The organism is Actinophytocola sp., assembly GCF_009379765.1.
Classification (GTDB): Bacteria; Actinomycetota; Actinomycetes; order Mycobacteriales; family Pseudonocardiaceae; genus Actinophytocola.
Map to the genome: position 1 here is coordinate 39571 of NZ_WHTD01000021.1, position 19532 is coordinate 59102.

18 protein-coding genes are annotated in these 19532 nt (G+C 72.2%); 1 reads left to right on the forward strand and 17 read right to left on the reverse strand.

The features are described 5' to 3' along the window. Positions 1–2 precede the first annotated feature (2 nt). The 12 genes from lepB to GEV28_RS09175 form a co-directional block, all read right to left on the reverse strand. The gene (gene lepB / locus GEV28_RS09120) at positions 3–1106 is read right to left on the reverse strand and encodes a signal peptidase I (RefSeq protein ID WP_291410622.1); all 1104 of its coding nucleotides are present in this window, start codon (positions 1104–1106) and stop codon (positions 3–5) included. A gap of 46 nt (positions 1107–1152) precedes the next feature. Further along, on the reverse strand, positions 1153–1512 hold the full coding sequence (gene rplS, locus GEV28_RS09125; protein ID WP_291410623.1) for a 50S ribosomal protein L19: 360 nt from the start codon (positions 1510–1512) through the stop codon (positions 1153–1155). Positions 1513–1676: 164 nt separating this feature from the next. Next, a complete protein-coding gene (gene trmD / locus GEV28_RS09130) occupies positions 1677–2423 on the reverse strand; it encodes a tRNA (guanosine(37)-N1)-methyltransferase TrmD (RefSeq protein WP_291410625.1) in 747 nt (248 codons plus the stop codon). Positions 2424–2587: 164 nt separating this feature from the next. Further along, positions 2588–3121 carry a ribosome maturation factor RimM gene (gene rimM, locus GEV28_RS09135; RefSeq protein WP_291410627.1) on the reverse strand — a complete coding sequence of 178 codons (534 nt, stop codon included), beginning with the start codon at positions 3119–3121 and terminating at the stop codon, positions 2588–2590. Beyond that, entirely contained in the window at positions 3118–3357 is a 240-nt protein-coding gene (locus GEV28_RS09140; protein WP_291410629.1) for an RNA-binding protein, read from the reverse strand. The genes rimM and GEV28_RS09140 overlap by 4 nt, the downstream gene beginning before the upstream one ends. Then, positions 3354–3827: a 30S ribosomal protein S16 gene (gene rpsP / locus GEV28_RS09145; protein ID WP_291410631.1), complete on the reverse strand. Its 474-nt coding sequence runs from the start codon at positions 3825–3827 to the stop codon at positions 3354–3356. The genes GEV28_RS09140 and rpsP overlap by 4 nt, the downstream gene beginning before the upstream one ends. A gap of 149 nt (positions 3828–3976) precedes the next feature. Continuing rightward, positions 3977–4735: a type II CAAX endopeptidase family protein gene (locus GEV28_RS09150; RefSeq protein WP_291410633.1), complete on the reverse strand. Its 759-nt coding sequence runs from the start codon at positions 4733–4735 to the stop codon at positions 3977–3979. Positions 4736–4787: 52 nt separating this feature from the next. After that, a complete protein-coding gene (locus GEV28_RS09155; protein ID WP_291410635.1) occupies positions 4788–5849 on the reverse strand; it encodes an amidohydrolase family protein in 1062 nt (353 codons plus the stop codon). A gap of 128 nt (positions 5850–5977) precedes the next feature. Continuing rightward, positions 5978–7534, reverse strand: coding sequence for a signal recognition particle protein (gene ffh, locus GEV28_RS09160; RefSeq protein ID WP_291410637.1), 1557 nt, complete (start codon positions 7532–7534; stop codon positions 5978–5980). Between the two features lie 200 nt (positions 7535–7734). Next, positions 7735–10071: a [protein-PII] uridylyltransferase gene (locus GEV28_RS09165; RefSeq protein WP_291410685.1), complete on the reverse strand. Its 2337-nt coding sequence runs from the start codon at positions 10069–10071 to the stop codon at positions 7735–7737. 86 nt (positions 10072–10157) lie between these two features. Next, a complete protein-coding gene (locus GEV28_RS09170) occupies positions 10158–10496 on the reverse strand; it encodes a P-II family nitrogen regulator (protein ID WP_291410639.1) in 339 nt (112 codons plus the stop codon). Continuing rightward, a complete protein-coding gene (locus GEV28_RS09175) occupies positions 10493–11794 on the reverse strand; it encodes an ammonium transporter (protein ID WP_291410641.1) in 1302 nt (433 codons plus the stop codon). Before GEV28_RS09175 ends, GEV28_RS09170 begins: the two co-directional genes overlap by 4 nt. Positions 11795–11897: 103 nt before the next feature. On the opposite strand from GEV28_RS09175, the gene GEV28_RS09180 reads away from it, so the two are divergent. Then, the gene (locus tag GEV28_RS09180) at positions 11898–12587 is read left to right on the forward strand and encodes a (2Fe-2S)-binding protein (protein ID WP_291410643.1); all 690 of its coding nucleotides are present in this window, start codon (positions 11898–11900) and stop codon (positions 12585–12587) included. A 7-nt stretch (positions 12588–12594) separates the two neighbouring features. Here GEV28_RS09180 and GEV28_RS09185 read toward each other — a convergent pair whose 3' ends face one another. From GEV28_RS09185 to aceB, 5 genes are all read right to left on the reverse strand, one after another. Next, the gene (locus GEV28_RS09185; protein WP_291410645.1) at positions 12595–14082 is read right to left on the reverse strand and encodes a bifunctional phosphatase PAP2/diacylglycerol kinase family protein; all 1488 of its coding nucleotides are present in this window, start codon (positions 14080–14082) and stop codon (positions 12595–12597) included. A 150-nt stretch (positions 14083–14232) separates the two neighbouring features. After that, positions 14233–15336, reverse strand: a complete 1104-nt coding sequence (alc, locus tag GEV28_RS09190) for an allantoicase (RefSeq protein WP_291410647.1) — start codon at positions 15334–15336, stop codon at positions 14233–14235. Between the two features lie 41 nt (positions 15337–15377). Beyond that, complete coding sequence (gene allB / locus GEV28_RS09195) at positions 15378–16703, reverse strand: allantoinase AllB (protein WP_291410650.1); 1326 nt, start codon at positions 16701–16703, stop codon at positions 15378–15380. Next, on the reverse strand, positions 16700–17929 hold the full coding sequence (locus tag GEV28_RS09200; RefSeq protein WP_367115060.1) for an aldolase: 1230 nt from the start codon (positions 17927–17929) through the stop codon (positions 16700–16702). Before GEV28_RS09200 ends, allB begins: the two co-directional genes overlap by 4 nt. A 1-nt stretch (position 17930) precedes the next feature. Beyond that, complete coding sequence (gene aceB, locus GEV28_RS09205; protein ID WP_291410652.1) at positions 17931–19508, reverse strand: malate synthase A; 1578 nt, start codon at positions 19506–19508, stop codon at positions 17931–17933. Between the last annotated feature and the right edge of the window lie 24 nt (positions 19509–19532).

Consider the following 19532-nt stretch of genomic DNA (forward strand, 5'->3'; position numbering starts at 1 on the left):
CACTACCCGTGCACGATCGGTGGATCGTCGCCCCGCGTCCCGCGTGGCGGGCGGATCACCCACCTGATCCGGCGGCTCAGCCACAGCACCGGCCAGGCGGCCACGAGGCCGACGCCGGCGGGCAGGCCCTGCTGCCACGAGGGTGCGCCGAGCGCCATCGGAATGCCGCCCTGCGGGTTGTGGTCGCCGACGCCCTGCCACCGCGACGGCGGCAGCACGATGTACCGCGCCTTGCCGATGACCTTGTCCAGGGGGACGACACCGCGGATGCCGCCGCCACCCTGACAGCGGGAGTCGCACGAGTCGCTGCGGTTGTCCCCCATCACCCACAGCGTGCCCTCGGGCACGAGCACCGGGTCGAAGCGCTGCTGGGCGTCCGGTTTGCCGTTCTGCCAGTAGATGTAGGGCTCGTCGAGGGGCCTGCCGTCGACGAGCACGCGGAACTTGTCGTCACAGCACTGGACGGTCTGTCCGCCGACCGCGACGACCCGCTTGACGAAGTCGCGCTCGTCCGGCGGGGCGAGCCCCACCAGGGCGCCGACCGTCTGGAGCGCGTTGACGAGGAAGTTGCCCGAGGGCGGTTCCTGGACGTCGTTCTCGGTCCACGCGTCCGGACCCTCGAACACGACCACGTCGCCGGGCTCGGGGTCGGAGAAGTTGTAGACGAGCTTGTCCACCAGCACGCGGTCATTCGTGCACCCGGCGCAGCCGTGCAGGGTGAGCTCCATCGACCCGGACGGGATCGAGTACACCCGACCCAGGAAGTGCTGGATGAGGAACGTGAGCAGCAGCGCGACCGCGAACAGGGTGAGCAGCTCACGCCACAGCGGCTGTTTCTTGGCCGGCCGGCGGTGTTTGCCCCGCTTGGTCTTGGCCCCGGCGTCGGCGTCGTCACCATCCGGATCGTCCCCGGTCCGGTCGACGCCGCCCCGCTCCTCACCGGAACGGGCGGCCCGGTGGCGCTCGCGTTCGCGGTCGCTCACGGGATGCGCCGGAGGCGGCATCTCGTGCCAGGTCGACGGCTCTGTGAAGTCGTCGACCTTGGGGATCAGCTCGGTGCGCTCCGGATCATCCTCCGGCGACTGTGCGTGCACAGGGGTGACCACAAGGCCAGGCTACGGGAGGTAGCGCAGGACGGTGTGAGGTCGCCGGTCAGGAAGTCGGCGCGGTCTCGCGCTTCTCCTTGATCTTCGCGGCCTTTCCGCGCAGCTCACGGAGGTAGTACAGCTTCGCGCGCCGGACGTCACCACGGCGGTCGACCTCGATCTGGGCGATGTTCGGCGAGTGCACCGGGAAGGTGCGCTCGACGCCGACGCCGAAGGAGATCTTGCGGACCGTGAAAGTCTCCCGGATGCCACCGCCCTGACGGCGGATGACGACGCCCTTGAAGACCTGAACCCGCTCGCGGGAGCCCTCGATGACGCGGACGTGGACCTTCAGCGTGTCGCCCGGGCGGAAGTCCGGGATGTCGGAGCGCAGCGACTTGGCGTCCAGGGCATCCAGGGTGTTCATCGGTGTATCCGTCCTCGTGTCGTTCGTGCGTCCCAGGCGGGCGCGGCAATCGGCCACAGTCCTTGGTCAACCTGGGGAGTCAACGTCGAGTGCGCCGAGGCGCCACCCGGTCGCAACAACTGGTCAAGTATGTCAGACGGTCGTGCGCAACCCGAAATCGGGGATCACCCTCCGCCGCGCAACCGCTCCAACTGGGCGCGGTCGTGCTTGTCCAAGGCACTGTCCGCCAGCGCGTCGAGCAGGTCGGGGCGGCGGTGGAACGTCCGCTCCAGCGCCTGGTCGCGGCGCCACCGGTCGATGGCGCCGTGGTTGCCGGAGCGCAGCACGTCGGGCACCGCGAGATCGCGCCAGACGTCCGGCCGGGTGTAGCTGGGCCCCTCGAGCAGGCCGTCGGAGAACGAGTCCTGCTCGGCCGACGCCGGGTTGCCGAGCACCCCGGGCAGCAGCCGCACGACCGCCTCGACCATCACCATGACCGCGACCTCGCCGCCGACCAGCACGTAGTCGCCGATGGAGACCTCGTCGACCGGCATCCGGCGGGCCGCGTCGTCGAGCACCCGCTGGTCGATGCCCTCGTAGCGGCCGCAAGCGAACATCAGCCACTCCTCCCCCGCGTACTCGCGGGCGAGGGCCTGGGTGAACGGCCGGCCGGCCGGCGTCGGCACGACCAGGCGGGGGCTGCCGGACGCGCACAGCTCGTCGATGGCCTCGCCCCAGACCTGCGGCTTCATCACCATGCCGGGACCGCCGCCGTACGGGCTGTCGTCAACCGCCTTGTGCACGTCGTGGGTCCAGCGCCGCAGGTCGTGCACGTCGACGCCGAGCAGGCCGCGCTCGACCGCCCGGCCCAGCAGCGCCGCACGCAGCGGGTCGAGGTACTCCGGGAAGATCGTGACGACGTCGATTCGCATCTAGGGTCCCCCGCCGGAAGTCTGTTGCCTGAGTCGCCGAGTCCAGGTTTCTGCTGGCAAGGCGCCGGTTCGTCCTCGTACCGGGTTGTACTCGGGCGGACCGGCAACGCCGCCAGCAGGAAGCCGGGCCGGCGAATCAAGTGACGAACTTCCGGCGGGGGACACTAAAGAAGCCCTTCGGGCGGGTCGAGGACCACGCGGCCGCCCTTGACGTCGACCTCGGGCACGATCTCGCGGACGAACGGGACCAGCGCCTCGGTGCCGTCGGGAAGGACGAGCACCAGCAGCTCGCCGCCGGGGCTCCGGGCGATCTCGCGGACCGTGCCGACCTCGGTGCCGTCGGTCAGCACCGCGACCAGGCCTTCGAGCTCGTGGTCGTAGAACGCGTCGGGATCCTCGCTGGGCGGCATGTCCGCCGCGGACACGAGGAGCTGGGCGCCGCGCAGGGTCTCGGCGACGGTTCGATCCGGCACCTCGTCGAAGCGGACCAGCAGCCGAGTGGCGTGCGCCCGGACGGTGGACACCGTCAGCGTGCGGACGGTGCGGTCCCGGAGCCGCGCGTTGAGCACGGCCCCGGGCGCGAACCGTTCGTCCGGAGCGTCGGTGTGCACGTCGACGGCCAGCTCACCGGCGATGCCGTGGGCCTTGGCGATCCTGCCGACCAGGAGAAGCTCGCCGGTGATCGATGGCTCGCTCACTGGTCTGTGTCGACGACGTCCACTCGGATGCCGCGACCACCGATGCCGGCCATGACGGTGCGCAGTGCGGTGGCGGTACGGCCACCGCGACCGATGACCTTGCCGAGGTCCTCCGGGTTGACGTGCAGCTCGAGCGTGCGGCCACGGCGCGTGGTCACCAGTTCGACGCGCACATCGTCCGGGTTGTCGACGATGCCACGCACCAGGTGTTCGAGACCGTCGGCGAGGAAGCTCACGACGCGTCCTTGGCACCCTCATCCGCGGCGGCGTCCTTGGGGGCGTCAGGAGCGGAGTCCTTCTTGGCCTCGGACTTCTTGGCGCCACCCCGCTTCTTGGGGGTGGTGGCCTCGGTGGTGGGCTCCTCGCCCGCCGCCTTGAGAGCGGCGTCGAACAGCTCCTGCTTGCTCGGCTTGGGCTCGGCGTGCTTCAGCGTGCCCTCGGTGCCGGGCAGCCCCTTGAACTTCTGCCAGTCGCCGGTGATCTCCAGGATCCGCTGGACCGACTCGGTCGGCTTGGCGCCGACACCCAGCCAATACTGCGCGCGGTCGGAGTCGACCTGGATGAAGCTCGGCTCCTCCTTGGGGCGGTACTGGCCGATGGTCTCGATGGCCTTGCCGCTGCGGCGGGTGCGGGCATCCGAGACGACGACGCGGTAGTACGGCGCCCGGATCTTGCCGAGACGCTGCAGCTTGATCTTGACTGCCACTTGTTGTGGTGCTCCTGTCGATGTGGTTCCGGGCGTCGGCGAGCCGCGTGGGGTTGCGGTTCACTGATGCCCCAAGTTCGTTGGCGCCGAGACACGGTGAGAGGGTCCGGTCACGGCAGACAGCCGCACATTCTGCCAGACCTGTTTCCTCAGGCTGGCATGACCCCGAGCGCGACCAGCAGCACGGCGAGCGCGGGCAGGAAGTTGTTGACCTGGTGGGTCACGATGCTGGCGCCGAGCCGGCCGGTGAACAGCCGCGCGAGGCCGATCGGGATGCCGATGACGAGCAGCAGCGAGGTCCGCAGCGGCTCGAGGTGACTGACCGCGAAGATGACCGTGGTCAGGCCGAACACCGCCCACCGGCCCCACGCCAGGCGCTCCAGTGCGCCCCAGAGCAGGCCGCGGTAGATGACCTCCTCGCAGATCGGCCCGACCAGCCAGACGAACAGGAACATGGCGATCGCGGCGGAGATCGGCATCCGCTCGTTCTCCACCAGCTGGCTGACGGCGGAGGAGGCGTTCTCCTCACCGACGACGTTGGTCCAGACGACCGCCGCGACCGTGGTGCAGACCAGGCCGAGCGCGCCGAACTTGAACCCGGCCCGGACGTCCTCGCGGGTGAACGACCAGCGCAGGTCGACGGCCGGGCCGTTGCCGCGCAGCTTGGTGACCAGCAGCGCGACGACCGTGGCCAGGACGGTGGGGACGATCGTGCCGACCAGCGCGACGGTGGCCGAGTTGGTCGACTCGGGCGCCACCGTGCCGACGATCGCGCCGATGACGACGGCCGAGAGAACGAACACGGCGAAGACGAAGAGGAAGGCGCCGAACCCCCACCGGTGCGTGCGGACCGGGGGGCCGGCGAGCTGTGACCCGGAGGTCTCGGTCGCTTCCCGTTCGGTCGTCATCCACCTGAGAGTAGTCCGTTCGCCCCTGACCAACCGGACAAGCGGGGCCGACCTACCGGATCACGCGGCCGCGCAGGACCATCCGCCTCGGTGCGCGGAGCGCGTTCAGGTCGGCCCGGGGGTCGGTGTCGTAGGCGATGACGTCGGCCGCCGAGGACTCCTGGATGCCGGACCAGCCGAGCCAGCCGCGGGCGTCCCAGGAGGCGGCGCCGAGGGCCTGCTCGGTGGTCATGCCCGTCTCGTGCAGGGCGATCACCTCGTCGACGATGCGGCCGTGCGCGATACCGCCGCCCGCGTCGGTGCCGGCGTACACGGGGATGCCGGCCTCGATCGCGGCGCCGGCGGTCCGCCGGACGCGGGCGTAGAGCTCGAGCACCTGCCCGGCGTAGCGCGGGTACCTGCTGGCGCCGGCCGCGATGCCGGGGAACGTCTCGATGTTGATCAGCGTGGGGACGAGTGCGGTGCCGTGCTCGACCATCGCGGCGATCGTGTCGTCGGTGAGGCCGGTGCCGTGCTCGATGCAGTCGATGCCGGCCCCGATCAGGCCGGGCAGCGCGGCCGCGCCGAAGACGTGCGCGGTGACCCGGGCGCCGGCCTCGTGGGCGACGTCGATGGCTTCCTTCAGGACGTCGTCCGGCCAGAGCGGGGCGAGCTCGCCGAGGTCGCGGTCGATGTAGTCGCCGACGAGCTTGACCCAGCCGTCGCCCGCGGCGGCCTGCGCGGCGACGGCCGTGGGGAGGTCGGTCGGGTCGATCTCCTCGGCGAGGTCGCGGATGTAGCGCTTGGGGCGGGCGATGTGCTTGCCGGCTCGGACGATGCGCGGGAGCTCGAGGCGTTCCTGGAGCGGGCTGGTGTCGAGCGGGGCGCCGCAGTCGCGGAGGAGGAGGGTGCCGGCGTCGCGGTCGGTGACGGCTTGCTCGGCGGCGCCGTCGAGGTCCTCGGCGGCGAGGCCGACGTGGCAGTGCGCGTCGACGAGGCCGGGGAGGAGGAAGCCACCGTCCACAATGGTCTCGGCACCGGGGACGGGCCGGGTCCTGATCCGCCCGTTCACGATCCAGAGGTCGCGCTCCTCGCCTTCGGGAAGCACGACACCGCGCATGTGCAACGCCGTCATGAGGCCCGATTGTGCCTCACCGGACCCGGACGATCATGCCCGGCGGTCGCGACGCCCTGAACGACGCGCTCGGGGCACTGAGCGTCCTGAGCGACGCGTTCAGGGCATGGGGCACCCGGCGGGGGACACTAGTTCTCCTTGCCCTTGTCCTTCGGGAGCTTGAACTTCTTCGGGTCGAAGCCTGGGGGGAACTGGCCCAGGCCGGACAGGCCCGGGGGCAGCTCGTTCAGGCCCGGGGGCATCTTCGACAGGTCGGGCATGCCGCCCGGCATCATGCCGGGGAGGCCGCCGCGCACCTTGGGCGGCGTGGGGCCGCGGCCCTTGCCCTTCTTGCCCTTCTTGCCCTTGCGCGTCTTGCTGACCCGGTTCGAGCCCGGCAGGCCGAAGCGGCCGGCCATCTGCTGCATCATCTTGCGGGCCTCATAGAACCGGTTGACCAGCTCGTTGACCTCGCGGATCGCGACGCCCGACCCGCGGGCGATGCGCTGGCGGCGCGAGGCGTTGATGATCTTGGGGTCGTGGCGTTCGGCGGGGGTCATGCCGCGGATGATCGCCTGCAGGCGGTCCAGGTGCTTGTCGTCGACCTGGGCGAGCTGGTCCTTCATCTGGCCGGCGCCTGGGAGCATGCCGAGCAGGTTGGCGATCGGGCCCATCTTGCGGACCGCCAGCATCTGCTCGAGGAAGTCCTCCAGCGTCAGCTCGCCGGTGCCGATCTTGGCCGCGGCGGCCTCTGCCTGGTCCTGGTCGAAGACCTGCTCGGCCTGCTCGATGAGGGTGAGCACGTCGCCCATACCGAGGATGCGCGACGCCATCCGGTCCGGGTGGAAGGTGTCGAAGTCCTCGAGCTTCTCGCCGTTGGACGCGAACATGATCGGCTGGCCGGTGACCTCGCGGACCGACAGCGCGGCACCACCGCGGGCGTCGCCGTCGAGCTTGGTCAGCACCACCCCGGTGAAGCCGACGCCGTCGCGGAAGGCCTCGGCGGTCGTGACCGCGTCCTGGCCGATCATCGCGTCGACGACGAACAGGACCTCGTCGGGCTGGACGGCCTCGCGAATGTCCGCGGCCTGGCGCATCATCACCTCGTCGACACCCAGCCGGCCCGCGGTGTCGACGATGACGACGTCGTGCTGCGCGCGCTTGGCCTCGTCGATCGAGCGGCGGGCCACGTCCACCGGGTCGCCGACGCCGTTGCCCGGCTCGGGCGCGAACGTGGGCACGCCGGCCCGCTCGCCGACCACCTGCAGCTGGGTCACCGCGTTCGGCCGCTGGAGGTCACACGCCACCAGCAGCGGGGTGTGGCCCTGCCCGCCCAGGTGCCTGGCGAGCTTGCCGGCCAGGGTCGTCTTACCGGAACCCTGCAGACCCGCGAGCATGATCACGGTCGGCGGCGTCTTCGCGAGGGTGAGTCTCCTCGTCTCGCCGCCGAGGATCGCGACGAGCTCCTCGTTGACGATCTTGACGACCTGCTGCGCCGGGTTCAGCGCACCGGAGACCTCCGCACCCTTGGCGCGCTCCTTGACGTTCGCGATGAACGTGCGCACCACGGGCAGCGCGACATCCGCCTCCAGCAGCGCGATCCTGATCTCGCGCGCGGTGGCGTCGATGTCGGCGTCGGACAGCCGGCCCCGGCCGCGCAGGTTCTGCAGGACCGAGGTGAGCCGATCGGAGAGAGTGTCAAACACGACATCGAGAGTAGTCGTTCCCGCTCGGGCGCAGTGCCGGACGGGTGCCGGAACGGGTGCCGGACGGCGGGATGAGCTCGACCCCTCGACGATCTCACCCCGCGCCCGCACACACCTCCCTGGTGTGCGGGACCAAGCATCGCGGCCATGAGACGGTGCCGGGAGCGTGATCACCCCCGGTTCGCGCTGGGGGAAACTACTCAACAGGCGCCGAGCACGGCCTTCTCGATCTCCCGCCGCCAGTCGGGGCTGCCGTGCGTGGGTGAGGTCGAGGCGAGGCTGAACGACGCTATCGCGGTCCCGCCGACCTGCATGGCCCGCGCCCACAGCACGTCCGCGCCGCACCTCTCCAGTGCGGCGGCCACGTCGTGCAGCAGGCCCAGCCGGTCGGCCGCACGCAGCTCCAGCACCACGTCGGCCGACTCCGCGCCGCCGTCGGCCTCGTCGTCGAACCACAGCACCCGCGCCAGCGGCGGGTCGTCCGGCACGTCCGCGTAGTCGCGTTCCTTCGCCGCCAGCTTCTCCGCGAGCGGCAGCGACCCCGACAGCACGCGGGTGAACTGCTCGCGCAGCAACGCCTCGTCCGGCAGCGACCCGAACCGCGGGGACACATGGAACGTGTCGACCGCGACGCCGACGTGTGCGCGCAGCTCGGCGGCGTGGACCTTCAGCGAGTGCAGCGCGAGCACGCCGGCGGCCTGGGACAGCAGGCCCGGGTGGTCGGGCGCGACCAGGGTGATCGTCGCGACCGGTCCGGTGTCGACGATGACGTCCGGCTTTCCCGACGCCGCAACGGACTCGGCGAGCGCGCGCTGGGCGTCGTCGAGCGGTTTGGGGCCCTCCGGCCGCTCGCCGGCCATCGCCTGCCGGCAGCGCGCGACGAGGTCGGCGACGAGCGCGGCCTTCCAGTCCGACCACACGCCGGGTCCGGTCGCGAGCGAGTCGGCCTCGGCGAGCCCGTGCAGCAGCTCCAGCAGCACCGGGTCGCCGTCGAGCGTGTCGACCACCCGGCGCACGGTGGCCTCGTCGGAGATGTTGCGGCGGGTCGCGGTGTGCGGCAGCAGCAGATGGTGGCGCACCATCGCGGACAGCGTCGCCACGTCCTTGTCCGGCAGCCCCAGCCGCTCGCCGACCTGGGTGGCGAGCGCGGCGCCGACGATCGAGTGGTCGGTCCCCCTCCCCTTGCCGATGTCGTGCAGCACGGTGCCGATCAGCAGCAGGTCCGGCCGGGACACGGTGGTCACCAGGCGCGCCGCGTAGGCGGTCGCCTGCACCAGGTGCCGGTCGACGGTCCACACATGCGCGGCGTCGCGCGGCGGCAGGTCGCGCACCGCGCCCCACTCCGGGAAGAGCCGCGCCCACAGGCCGGTCCGGTCGAGCGCCTCGACCACGTCGATGAGGCCCTCACCGGCGCCGAGCAGCGATACGAGCTCCTGGCGGACCTCGGCGGGCCACGGAGCGCGCGGCTCCGGTGCGGACTCGCCGAGCCGGATGAGCGCGCCCGGCGCGATCGCCCGGCCGGTCCGCGCGGCCGCGGCGGCCACCCGCAGCAACAGCCCGGGGTCCTTGCTCGGGTCGACGTCGCGCGCGAGCGTCACCTCGTCGCCGTGCAGCACCACGCCCTCGGCCAGCGGCCGGCGCGTGGGGGTGCGGCGCAGCACGCCGAGCACCTTGCGCGGGCCCGGCTGCCCGGTCCGCAGCGCCACGTCCAGCGCGTAGGCCACCGCACGCCCGGCCCCGGACAACGCCCTGGCCAGCGCGAACCTGTCGCCGATGCCCAGCACGGCGGCGATCTCGTCGCCGTCCTGGGGCATCAGGACGTCCCGCGGGCGGCCGGCGATGCGACGGAGCTCGGTGCGCGAGTCGAGCAGGAGCTTGCGGGCCTGGGAGACCTCGCCGGAAGGCCGGTCGACCAGCTGGGCCAGCGCGAGCGCATCGAGCATCGCGAGGTCCCGCAGGCCGCCACGGCCGTGCTTGAGGTCGGGCTCCACCCAGTGCGCGACCTCGCCGCTGCGCTGCCAGCGTCGCCGCGCGGAGCTCACCATCTCGTCGAAGCGCTTGCGCACACCGGTCCGCCACGCGTCGCGCGCCCCGCCGGCGAGCTGCTTGGTGAGTGCCTGGTCGCCCGCGACGTGCCGGGCGTCGAGCAGGCCGAGCGCGGTGCGCAGGTCGCGGCCGGCGACGTCGAGCGCCTCGTCGACCGTGCGGACCGAGTGGTCGAGCCCGACGCCGGAGTTCCACAGCGGGTACCAGAGCTGCTCGGCCGCGGTGTCGACGTCCCTGCCGATCCCCTTGTGGCCCGCGTGCACCAGCACGAGGTCGAGGTCGGAGTACGGGACCAGCTCGCGCCGGCCGAGCCCGCCGACGGCGACCAGCGCGATGCCCTCGCTGTCCGAGCGGACGCCGGCCTGCGCGGCGTGCACGGTCAGCCAGAACTCGTGGAGGTCGGTGAGCGCCTCACGCAACGCCTCGGGCGCGAGCCGCCCGGCCTGGTGCACGCCACCGCGATCGCCGAGCAGGCGATCGCGGGCGAGCACGAGGTCCGCGGCGGTAGGGGCGGCCGGCACCGGCCTTTCGGCTGGCCGACTGTCGTTGCCGGCCGCCCCGTCCCCCTGAGCTCCCATCAGAGCGCGTCGGAGCCGCGCTCCCCGGTGCGCACCCTGACCACGGTGTCCACCGGTGTTACCCAGACCTTGCCGTCACCGATCTTGCCGGTCCGCGCGGCCTCGACCACGGCCTCCACCACCTTGTCCCCGAGGGTGTCGTCGACCAGGACCTCGATCCGCACCTTCGGCACGAAGTCGACCGAGTACTCCGCGCCGCGGTAGACCTCGGTGTGGCCCTTCTGCCGGCCGTAGCCCTGGACCTCGCTGACCGTCATGCCGAGCACACCGACCTGCTCCAGCGCCGCCTTCACGTCGTCGAGCGTGAACGGCTTGATGATCGCCGTGACCAACTTCATGGCGTCAGCCTTCCTTTTGCGCTTGCCGGGACCTTGCCGGCCAAGGCGTTGGCCGCGTTGGTGATCGACGAGGAACCGCTGCGCAGCCCGGAGAACTCGTAGGCGGCCTCCGCGTGCTCGGCCTCGTCGATGCCGACGGCCTCGGCCTCCGCGCTGATCCGGCCGCCGCGGAAGACGGCCTTGACGATCAGGCCGAGGATGGTGGCGACCACCAATGAGTAGATCATCACCGAGAAGGCACCGACCGCCTGCTTGCCGAGCTGGGTGAGCCCGCCGCCGTAGAACAGGCCGTCCGCGCCGCCGTCGTTGACGCCGGAGGTGCCGACGAAGCCGATCATCAGCGTGCCGATCAGGCCGCCGATCAGGTGCACGGCGACCACGTCGAGCGAGTCGTCGAGGCCGAGGCGGTACTTGATGCTGACCGCCAGGGCGCAGACCACACCGGCGATGACACCGATGGCCAGCGCGCCCCAGGTGTCGACGAAGGCACACGCCGGGGTGATCGCGACCAGGCCGGCCACGACGCCGGACGCGGCGCCCAGGCTCGTCGGCTTGCCGTCGCGGACGCGCTCCAGCAGCAGCCAGCCGAGCATGCCGGCACAGGTCGCGGTGAATGTGTTGATGAACGCCGTGCCGGCGATGTTGTCGGCGGCCAGCGCCGAGCCGGCGTTGAAGCCGAACCAGCCGAACCACAGCAGGCCGGCGCCCAGCATCACCAGCGGCAGGTTGTGCGGCTTCATCGGCTCCTTCGGCCAGCCGGCCCGCTTGCCGAGCACGAGCGCGAGGCCGAGCGCCGCGGCACCGGCGTTGATGTGCACCGCGGTTCCACCGGCGAAGTCCTCGACACCGAGGTCGTAGATCCAGCCGCCTTCGGCCCACACCCAGTGCGCTACCGGGAAGTACACGATCGTGGCCCACAGGCCGGCGAACAGCAGCCAAGCGCCGAACCGGACCCGGTCCGCGATCGCGCCGGCGATCAGCGCGACGGTGATAACCGCGAACATGCCCTGGAACGCGACGAACGCGGTGCCGGACAGCGCCTCGCCGCCCATCAGGCCGCTGAGGCCGATGTATTCGAACGGGTCACCGACGATGCTGCCCTTGTCCGGGCCGAACGCCATGGAGAACCCGTAGATCACCCACAGCACGCCGATGAGCCCGATCGCACCGAAACACATCATCAGCATGTTGAGGACACTCTTGGTGCGCACCATGCCGCCGTAGAAGAACGCCAGCCCCGGCGTCATCAACAGCACCAGGGCGGCACTGGTGAGCAACCAGGCCGTATTCCCTTCCATGCTTACTCCTCCTCTTGCCTGCAACCTTGCGGAGGAGCATCGGGAAACGCTGTTTCGCAGGATCGCGCCGCACGTTTCGCCCCGGTGAACTGTGCGAGCGTTCGTGTTACGAGCACGTTTCCCCACCGGACATCGCTACCCTCGGGTCATCGCCGAACTGATCCCCGTGCCCGCCGCGTCGGTCACCGACCCGTCGTGGCTGGCCGACCAGCTGGCCGCCGCCGCGCGCCGCTACCGGATGTCCCGGGACGCCTCCGTCGGGGTGTTGTGGTGGTACTCGGCCAGCTCGGTGCTGCTCGGCCCGCCGGTCTCCTCGCTCGTCTCGTCGCGCGTCTCGCCGGCCGTGCGCGGGGGGTCGGTGGCCGATCCCGCGCTGGCGTCGATGACGCTGTTCCTGCATCCGGACGGGCGGGTGCTCGACGCGCGGTCGTCGGGCGTCGTTCCAGCCTCCATGCTGGGGAAAGGGCTGGCCGCGGCGCTGTCGTCGGCGGTGGCCGCGGTGGCCGCCGCGAGCGGCGCGCCCGAGCCCGCGCTGTGGGCGATCGCCACCGACTCGTTGGCGAACCAGGTGCTGTGGGCCGGCGGCACGCCGCCGGTGGCGGTGTCGCTGGCCGCGTCCGTGGGTGGCGCGCTACCGGTGCCGCGGTACGTGTCGGTGGGCGGCCGCCACGCGGTGCGGCGGGCGTCGTGCTGTCTCATCTACCAGGCGCCCGGGGAGCAGAAGTGCGTGAGCTGCCCCCGCCAGCACCCGGACGATCGGTACCGACGGTTGCGGGCGGCACTTGGCGGCTAGGCGCCGGCTAGGCGGGCGGGACGACCCGGTAGACGGTGAGGGCGCCGGGGCGGGAGCGGAAGGTGAACCGGCGGCCGGGTGGGCCGACCTCGCCGTCGGTGGCGATGCGACGTCGGCCGTCCAGGACCCGGATCTCGGTCTCGGTGGCGTCGAAGTGCTTGTAGACGTGGCTGGTCCGCAGGGTGCCGGTGAGTGCGGCGAGGACGAAGCGGGCGCGGGAGTAGGGGATGTCGGCCCGCAGGTAGCGGACGTCGAGGCGGCCGGAGGCCATCGTGGGGCGGCGGGCGGCGCCGAAGCCCTTCGGCTCGTAGGAGCCGTTGCCGACGAACAGCATCCACACGAGCCGGTGGGAACCGTCGAGCAGGATCGGGACCGGTTGGGCCCGGCCGAGGACGCGGGTCGTCGCGAGCGCGGCAGCGAGCCACTTCGGGCGGTTGGCCTCGAGCTTCTCCCGTAACCGCACCATTTCCGGGTAGCCGCCGAGGCTCGCGGTGTTGATGAACCGGACCCGCTCGGACTCGCCGTCCTGGTCCTCGACGACCACCTCCGCGACGTCGACCTCGACGGCCGAGCCGACCTGGGTGGCGTCCGCGGTGTCCTGGAGGCCCTCGACACCGAGGTCGCGGGCGAAGTGGTCGAGCGTTCCGGCCGGGACGACGACGAGCGGCAGCCCGTGCCTGACGGCGACGTCCGCGACGCAGGTGACGGTGCCGTCGCCACCGGCCGCGCCGACCGCGCGGATGTCGCCGATCCGCTCCTCGAGAGCGGCGACCGGGTCGGTGCCCGGCTCGATGCGGATGAGCTCCGCCTTGGGCCACATGGCCAGGATCTGGTCGGAGGGGTCGACGTCGTCGGTGCCGGAGCTCGGGTTGAGCACGACCGTGAGACCGTCGCCGTCGCCGAGCTCCTCGGCGTCGACGGCCGGCTCGCGCTGCTCGGGCAGGCCGGCGCCGTGCGGCCACCAGTGCCGGGTGGCGTAGGCGGCGCCGACCCCGATGGCGGCGCCCGCGGCGACGTCGCTGGGCCAGTGGACGCCGACGTGCACGCGGGAGTACCCGACGAGCACGGCCACCGGGAGGATGACGGCGCCGGCCTTGCGGTGCTCCATGGTGACCGCGGAGGCGAACGCGAACGCCGACGCCGCGTGGCCCGACGGGAACGACGAGGAGCGCGGCCGTCTCGTCAGCCGGCGCGGCGCCGGGAGCAGTTCGGCGGCCGGCCGGCGGCGGGGGAAGAGCCGCTTGCCGACGAGGCTCGCGGACATGCTGGCCCCGGCGATGGCCGCGACGCCGCGGAACCCCGCGCGCCGGGTGGCGCCCTTCCTCGCGGCCAGCACGGCGGCGATGACGAACCAGAGCTTGCTGTGGTCGGCGGCCCGGCCGATGTGGCGGCACACGCGGTCGAAGGCACTGGGCGGCATCGTGCCGCTGCGCCGGACGAGCTCGGCATCGATGCGGCTGACCCGGTGGTAGGACCGGCGAATGCGGCTGATCACACGGCAACGCTAGCGATCCGCGCTGGAAGTCTGTTGCTTATATCGCCGGATCCAGGTTTCTGCTGGCCTTGCCAGCCACCACGCGGATCACCGGATCTGGCGCCGAACTTCCGACTCAGGACACTAGTTCAGCCGGGCCCATCCCACCGATCAGCTACCGCGCAGGCCCGCCGGCACGGAGTCGAGCGGGCGGTCGCGCACGGTCGCCTCGATGTCCACTTCGGACACTCCGGCGGCCTGGAGTACGGCTCGGGCCTGGCTCGCGGGGAGCAGGTTGAGCCAGCGGAGCGTGAGCGCGTCGCGACCCGCCGCGGTCAGCGCGCCGTGCACGCGCAGCCGTGCCATGCCGCCGTCCGGGAACACGTCCATCCGCACCTCACGCACCTCGGGCGCGGCCGGCAGCACGAGGCGGTGCCGGGTGTCGGGTTGCAGGCGGGTCCGCCCCAGCAGCGGCACCCACGCGCCGTCGGCCGACACGCCGGTCAGCGACGCCCAGCCGGGGGCGTTTCCCTTGAAGTGGCTCGTGTCCAGCTCCACCAGGCGCGGCACGCCGGGCGCCGCCAGGCGGACCGACACCCAGTCGTTCCCGCCGTCGCGGCGGCGCGCGGTCTCCCAGCCCTCCCCCATCACCGCGGCGAAGCCCGGGGAGATCAGGTTCGCCGGGGACGAGTAGAACATGTTGCTGCAGCCCGAGATCGACGCGCCGTTCTCCAGTGCCGCGAGGTCCATGGCCGACAGGTCCAGGAACCTGGGGTCGGCCACCGGCTCGCCGTGGACGCGCAGCCGGGCCACGCCGCCGTCCGGGTCGATGGTGAGGCGGACGTGGGTGTATCGGCACGGATCCGTTACCACGAAAGGGTTCTTGGTGTCGCCGGCCAGCGGGGACCGGGCGACGAGCGGCGTCCAGTCCTGGGCGGCGAGCTCGGCCGGGGACGGGTAGCCCTCGACCGCGCAGGCCTCCACCGAGCAGAACGGCGGGTAGTTGCCGGTGAAGAACGCCGTGTCCACCACCACGCCGCGGACCACGCCGGGCAGGCCCAGGCGCACCACGGCCCGGTCGACCCCGGGCTCGCGCCGCCGGCGGGTCTCCCACCCGTCATAGGCCTGGCCCTTGTGGCCGAACGTGGCGGGCTGGAACACCGGCTCCGCCGGGCGGATCAGGTTCTCCCGCTCGGCGAACAGCTCGTCGGTGGCCCACAGGACGCCGCCGCCCAGCCGCCGCGACGCCAGGTCCGGCAACGTATCCCAGGTCATGGCGCCCCCTGAATGTCGATGATTCGCTCCGCAAGCTCCGCTCATGCCAACCCCCTTACCAGAAGGCGGCCGCGTGGCTCGCCGGTGATCTCGTGGCCGCGCAACCATGTCGAGTGGACCACGCCGGTGAGCGACCGGCCGTCGTAGGCCGAGACCGGGTTGCGGTGGTGCAGCTCGGCGGCACGCACGGTGAAAGTGTCCTCGGGCGCGAACACGCACAGGTCCGCGTCGTTGCCGACCTGGATGCGGCCCTTGCGGCGCAGGCCGACAAGGTCCGCGGGGGCCGAGGACATCCAGCGCACGACCGATGTCAACGGCACGCCACGGGACGCGGCCTCGGTCCACACGGCGGGCAGACCCAGCTGCAGGCCGGCGATCCCGCCCCACGCCTCGCCGAAGTCGCCCGTGTCCAGCCGTTTCAGTGCCGGCGTGGCGGGCGAGTGGTCGCTGACGACGCAGTCGATCGTGCCGTCGGACACGGCCTGCCACAGCAGGTCCTGGTTCGCCGACTCGCGGATGGGCGGGCAGCACTTGAACTGCGTCGCGCCGTCGGGGATGTCCTCGGCTCGCAGCGTCAGGTAGTGCGGGCACGTCTCGGCGCTGATCCGGACCCCGGACCGGCGCGCGGCGGCGACCGCGGGCACGGCGTCCGAAGAGGACAGATGCAGGACGTGCACCCGGGCGTCGGCGCGGCGGGCCAGGTCGATCACCGTCTCGACGGCCGTGTTCTCCGCGGCGCGCGGGCGGGACGCGAGGAAGTCCGCATACCGGCGGCCGGCCGCCGGTGGCGCGCCGGAGATGACGGCCGGGTCCTCGGCGTGCACGATCATCAGCGCGCCGATCCCGTGCAGCAGCCGCAACGCGTCGGCCAGCTCCGCCGGGCTCAGGTGGCCGAACTCGTCGACGCCGGAGGGCGGCAGGAAGCACTTGAAGCCGAACACGCCGGCCTCGTGCAGTGCCACCAGGTCGCCGAGGTTTCCCGGCACCGCGCCACCCCAGAAGCCGACGTCGACGTGGATCCGGTCGCGCGCGGTGGCTCGTTTCAGTGCCAGCGCCGCCAGGTCGGTGGTCGGCGGGACGCTGTTCAGCGGCATGTCGACCACCGTCGTCACGCCGCCCGCGGCGGCCGCGCGGGTGGCGGTCGCGAAGCCCTCCCACTCGGTGCGGCCGGGTTCGTTGACGTGCACGTGCGTGTCGACGAGGCCCGGCAGCAGGACCTCGTCGCCGGCCAGCTCGACGACCCGCGGCGCCTCCAGCGGCGCCGGCGAGACCTCGGCGATCACCCCGTCCCGGACGCCCACGTACCCGGACGTCTCGCCGTCGGGCAGCACGAGTCGAGGAGCGTGGAACACCAGATCGAGGGTCATGGTGACGCCCGCCGTGCCAGGGCCGCCAGCTCCACTTCGGACAGGCCGCACAGCCGGGACACATCGGCGGCGTCCAGCGCGCCGCAGTCCACCGCCCTGCGCATCGACATCGCCAGCGCCTGCGCGGTCGCCGGCTCGTCCAGCACCCCCGAGCTCGCCTTGTCCACGTACGCCCGCAGCCGCCGCGCGTCGGCCTCGGCGTTGCGCCGGTAGTACCCGAAGTTGGCCGCGTACCGGGTCACCAGCTGGGCCGGGTGCAGGTCCCAGCCCTGGTAGAAGCCGTGCGCGAGCGAGCGCAGCGCCAGGCCGAAGTGCGTTCGCCACGCCTCGTGGACGGCGTCGCCGACCGGCAGGACGTTGGTCGAGCCGTCGGACAGCCGCACCCCGGTGCCCGCCGCGCTCACCTGCATCACGTGCCGGGCGAAGTCGCACGCCGCGTGCGCCAGGTGCTGCTCGGCCGCGGCCAGCCCGCACGCCGCGGTGTAGTCGTAGGTGCCGAAGTGCAGCCCGCTCACCCGGCCCCGCCCGGCCGCGACGAACCGCGGGATCGCGAGCCGCCCCTCTCCGTCCACGATGGACTGGGTGGTCTCGATCTGGATCTCGAACCGCAGCGCACCGGTGGCCAGCTCGAGTCGCTCCTCCAGCAGTTCCAGCAACTCGACCAGCGCGCTCACCTGCGCCACGTCGGTGACCTTGGGGAGGGTCAGCACCGGAGCCGAACCGAGCGCGGTGACGAACAGGTCCAGCGTCCGCACCCCACGCATGAACAGTGCGGACGTGTCGAACGACTTGAACCGCAGGCCCACCCACGGTGGCGGGCTGGTCCACCCGGCGACCAGCTCCGCGCACCGGACGGCGTCGGCGTCCTCGTCGGCGTCGGGTCGCGAGCCATAGCCGTCCTCGAAGTCGATCCGCAGGTCCTCCACCGGCTCGCGGCGCAGCTTCGCGACCACCTTGTCGTACACGACCTCGGCGAGCTCGGCGGGCAGACCGAACAGCTCGGTGAACACCGTGGGCCGCGGCGCGTGCTCCGCCAGCGCGGCGAGCGCCGCCGCGCCCCACTCCCCCGCCACGTCGCCGGTGACCTGGTCGGCCGGCACGTAACAGGTGTGCACCGGCTGCCGGCCACCCGCGTCGCCCGGGTACCGCGCCGCCCGACCTCTGTCTACTTCGGACAGCCGCCGGGCCAGCCCGGCGACCATCGAGCCGTCCAGCGAGGTGCGCACCTCAGATCCGTTCGTACGCGGGCAAGGTGAGGAAGTCGGGGAACTCGTCGGCCAGCGCGACCTGCTCGAACAGCTCGACGGCCGGCGCCAGGAACTCGGCCGGCACCGCCTCCGCCAGCGCCGCGCGGGTCGCGGCCAGCACGTCCCGCACGAGCGACGTGGTGACCTTGACGCCGGTGTCCAGCACGACCGCGTTGCGCACCCACTGCCACACCTGGGACCGGGAGATCTCCGCGGTCGCCGCGTCCTCCATCAGGTTGTGGATCGCCGCGGCACCGTTGCCGGACAGCCACGACGCCAGGTACCGCACGCCGACGTCGACGGCCGCGCGCAGGCCCGCCTCGGTGGCCGCGCCCGGCGTCGCCTTCACGTCGAGCAGCTGCGCGGCGGTGACCGACACGTCCTCGCGGAGCCGGCCGAGCTGGTTGGGCCGCTCGCCGAGCACCGCGTCGAACTCCTCGGCGCAGATCGGCACGAGGTCCGGGTGCGCGACCCACGAGCCGTCGAACCCGTCGCCGGCCTCGCGGCGCTTGTCCTCGTGCACCTTGCCGAGCGCCTTCTCGGTGACCTCCGGGTCGCGCCGGTTCGGGATGAACGCGGCCATCCCGCCCATCGCGAACGCGCCCCGTTTGTGGCAGGTGCGCACGAGCAGCTCGGTGTAGGCACGCATGAACGGCGCGGTCATCGTGACGTCGCCCCGGTCCGGCAGCACGAAGTCCGGCCCGGCGTCGCGGAAGTACTTGATGATGCTGAACAGGTAGTCCCAGCGGCCCGCGTTGAGCCCGGACGCGTGGTCGCGCAGCTCGTAGAGGATCTCCTCCATCTCGAACGCCGCCGGGATCGTCTCGATCAGCACGGTGGCCCGGACGGTGCCGTACGGCACGCCGAGCGCATCCTGCGCGCGGACGAACACGTCGTTCCACAGCCGCGCCTCGAGGTGACTCTCCATCTTCGGCAGGTAGAAGTACGGGCCGCTGGCACGCTCCAGCAAGGCCTTGGCGTTGTGGAAGAAGTACAGCCCGAAGTCCACGAGCGCGCCGACCGCGCGGCGGCCGTCGAAGGTCAGGTGGCGCTCGTCGAGGTGCCAGCCGCGGGGGCGCATCACGATCACCGCGGGCGTCCCGTCGGGCTCGAGCGCGTAGCTCTTGCCCTCCGGCGAGGTGAACGCGATCGTGCCGCGGACCGCGTCGAACAGGTTGACCTGGCCGGACACCACGTTGGTCCAGTGTGGAGTGTTGGCGTCCTCCAGGTCGGCGAGCCACACCTTCGCGCCCGAGTTGAGCGCGTTGATCGCCATCTTGCGCTCGGTCGGGCCGGTGATCTCCACCCGCCGGTCCTCGAGGTCGGCCGGCGCGGTGGCCACCCGCCAGTCCGACTCGCGCACCTCGCGGGTCTCGGCGAGGAAGTCCAGCTTTCCTGTCCGGGACGCCTCCTCGCGCCGGCCCGCGCGGGCGGCGAGCAGCTCGTCGCGCCGGTCGGCGAACCTCGCGTGCAGGTCGGCGACGAACGCCAGCGCCGCCGGGGTGAGAATCTCGTCGCTTCGCTCGACGGCACCGCCGAGAACCTGGATGTCGGACATGGCCTACACCCTATGACCGTTCAC

Excerpts from the sequence above, each read along its gene's own strand:
- GEV28_RS09155 (WP_291410635.1), bottom strand. The coding sequence starts at position 5,849 with ATGACGGCGTTGCACATGCGCGGTGTCGTGCTTCCCGAAGGCGAGGAG.
- GEV28_RS09175 (WP_291410641.1), bottom strand. The coding sequence starts at position 11,794 with ATGGAAGGGAATACGGCCTGGTTGCTCACCAGTGCCGCCCTGGTGCTG.
- allB (WP_291410650.1), bottom strand. The coding sequence starts at position 16,703 with ATGACCCTCGATCTGGTGTTCCACGCTCCTCGACTCGTGCTGCCCGAC.
- trmD (WP_291410625.1), bottom strand. The coding sequence starts at position 2,423 with ATGCGAATCGACGTCGTCACGATCTTCCCGGAGTACCTCGACCCGCTG.
- GEV28_RS09150 (WP_291410633.1), bottom strand. The coding sequence starts at position 4,735 with ATGACGACCGAACGGGAAGCGACCGAGACCTCCGGGTCACAGCTCGCC.
- GEV28_RS09170 (WP_291410639.1), bottom strand. The coding sequence starts at position 10,496 with ATGAAGTTGGTCACGGCGATCATCAAGCCGTTCACGCTCGACGACGTG.
- alc (WP_291410647.1), bottom strand. The coding sequence starts at position 15,336 with ATGACCTGGGATACGTTGCCGGACCTGGCGTCGCGGCGGCTGGGCGGC.
- aceB (WP_291410652.1), bottom strand. The coding sequence starts at position 19,508 with ATGTCCGACATCCAGGTTCTCGGCGGTGCCGTCGAGCGAAGCGACGAG.
- rplS (WP_291410623.1), bottom strand. The coding sequence starts at position 1,512 with ATGAACACCCTGGATGCCCTGGACGCCAAGTCGCTGCGCTCCGACATC.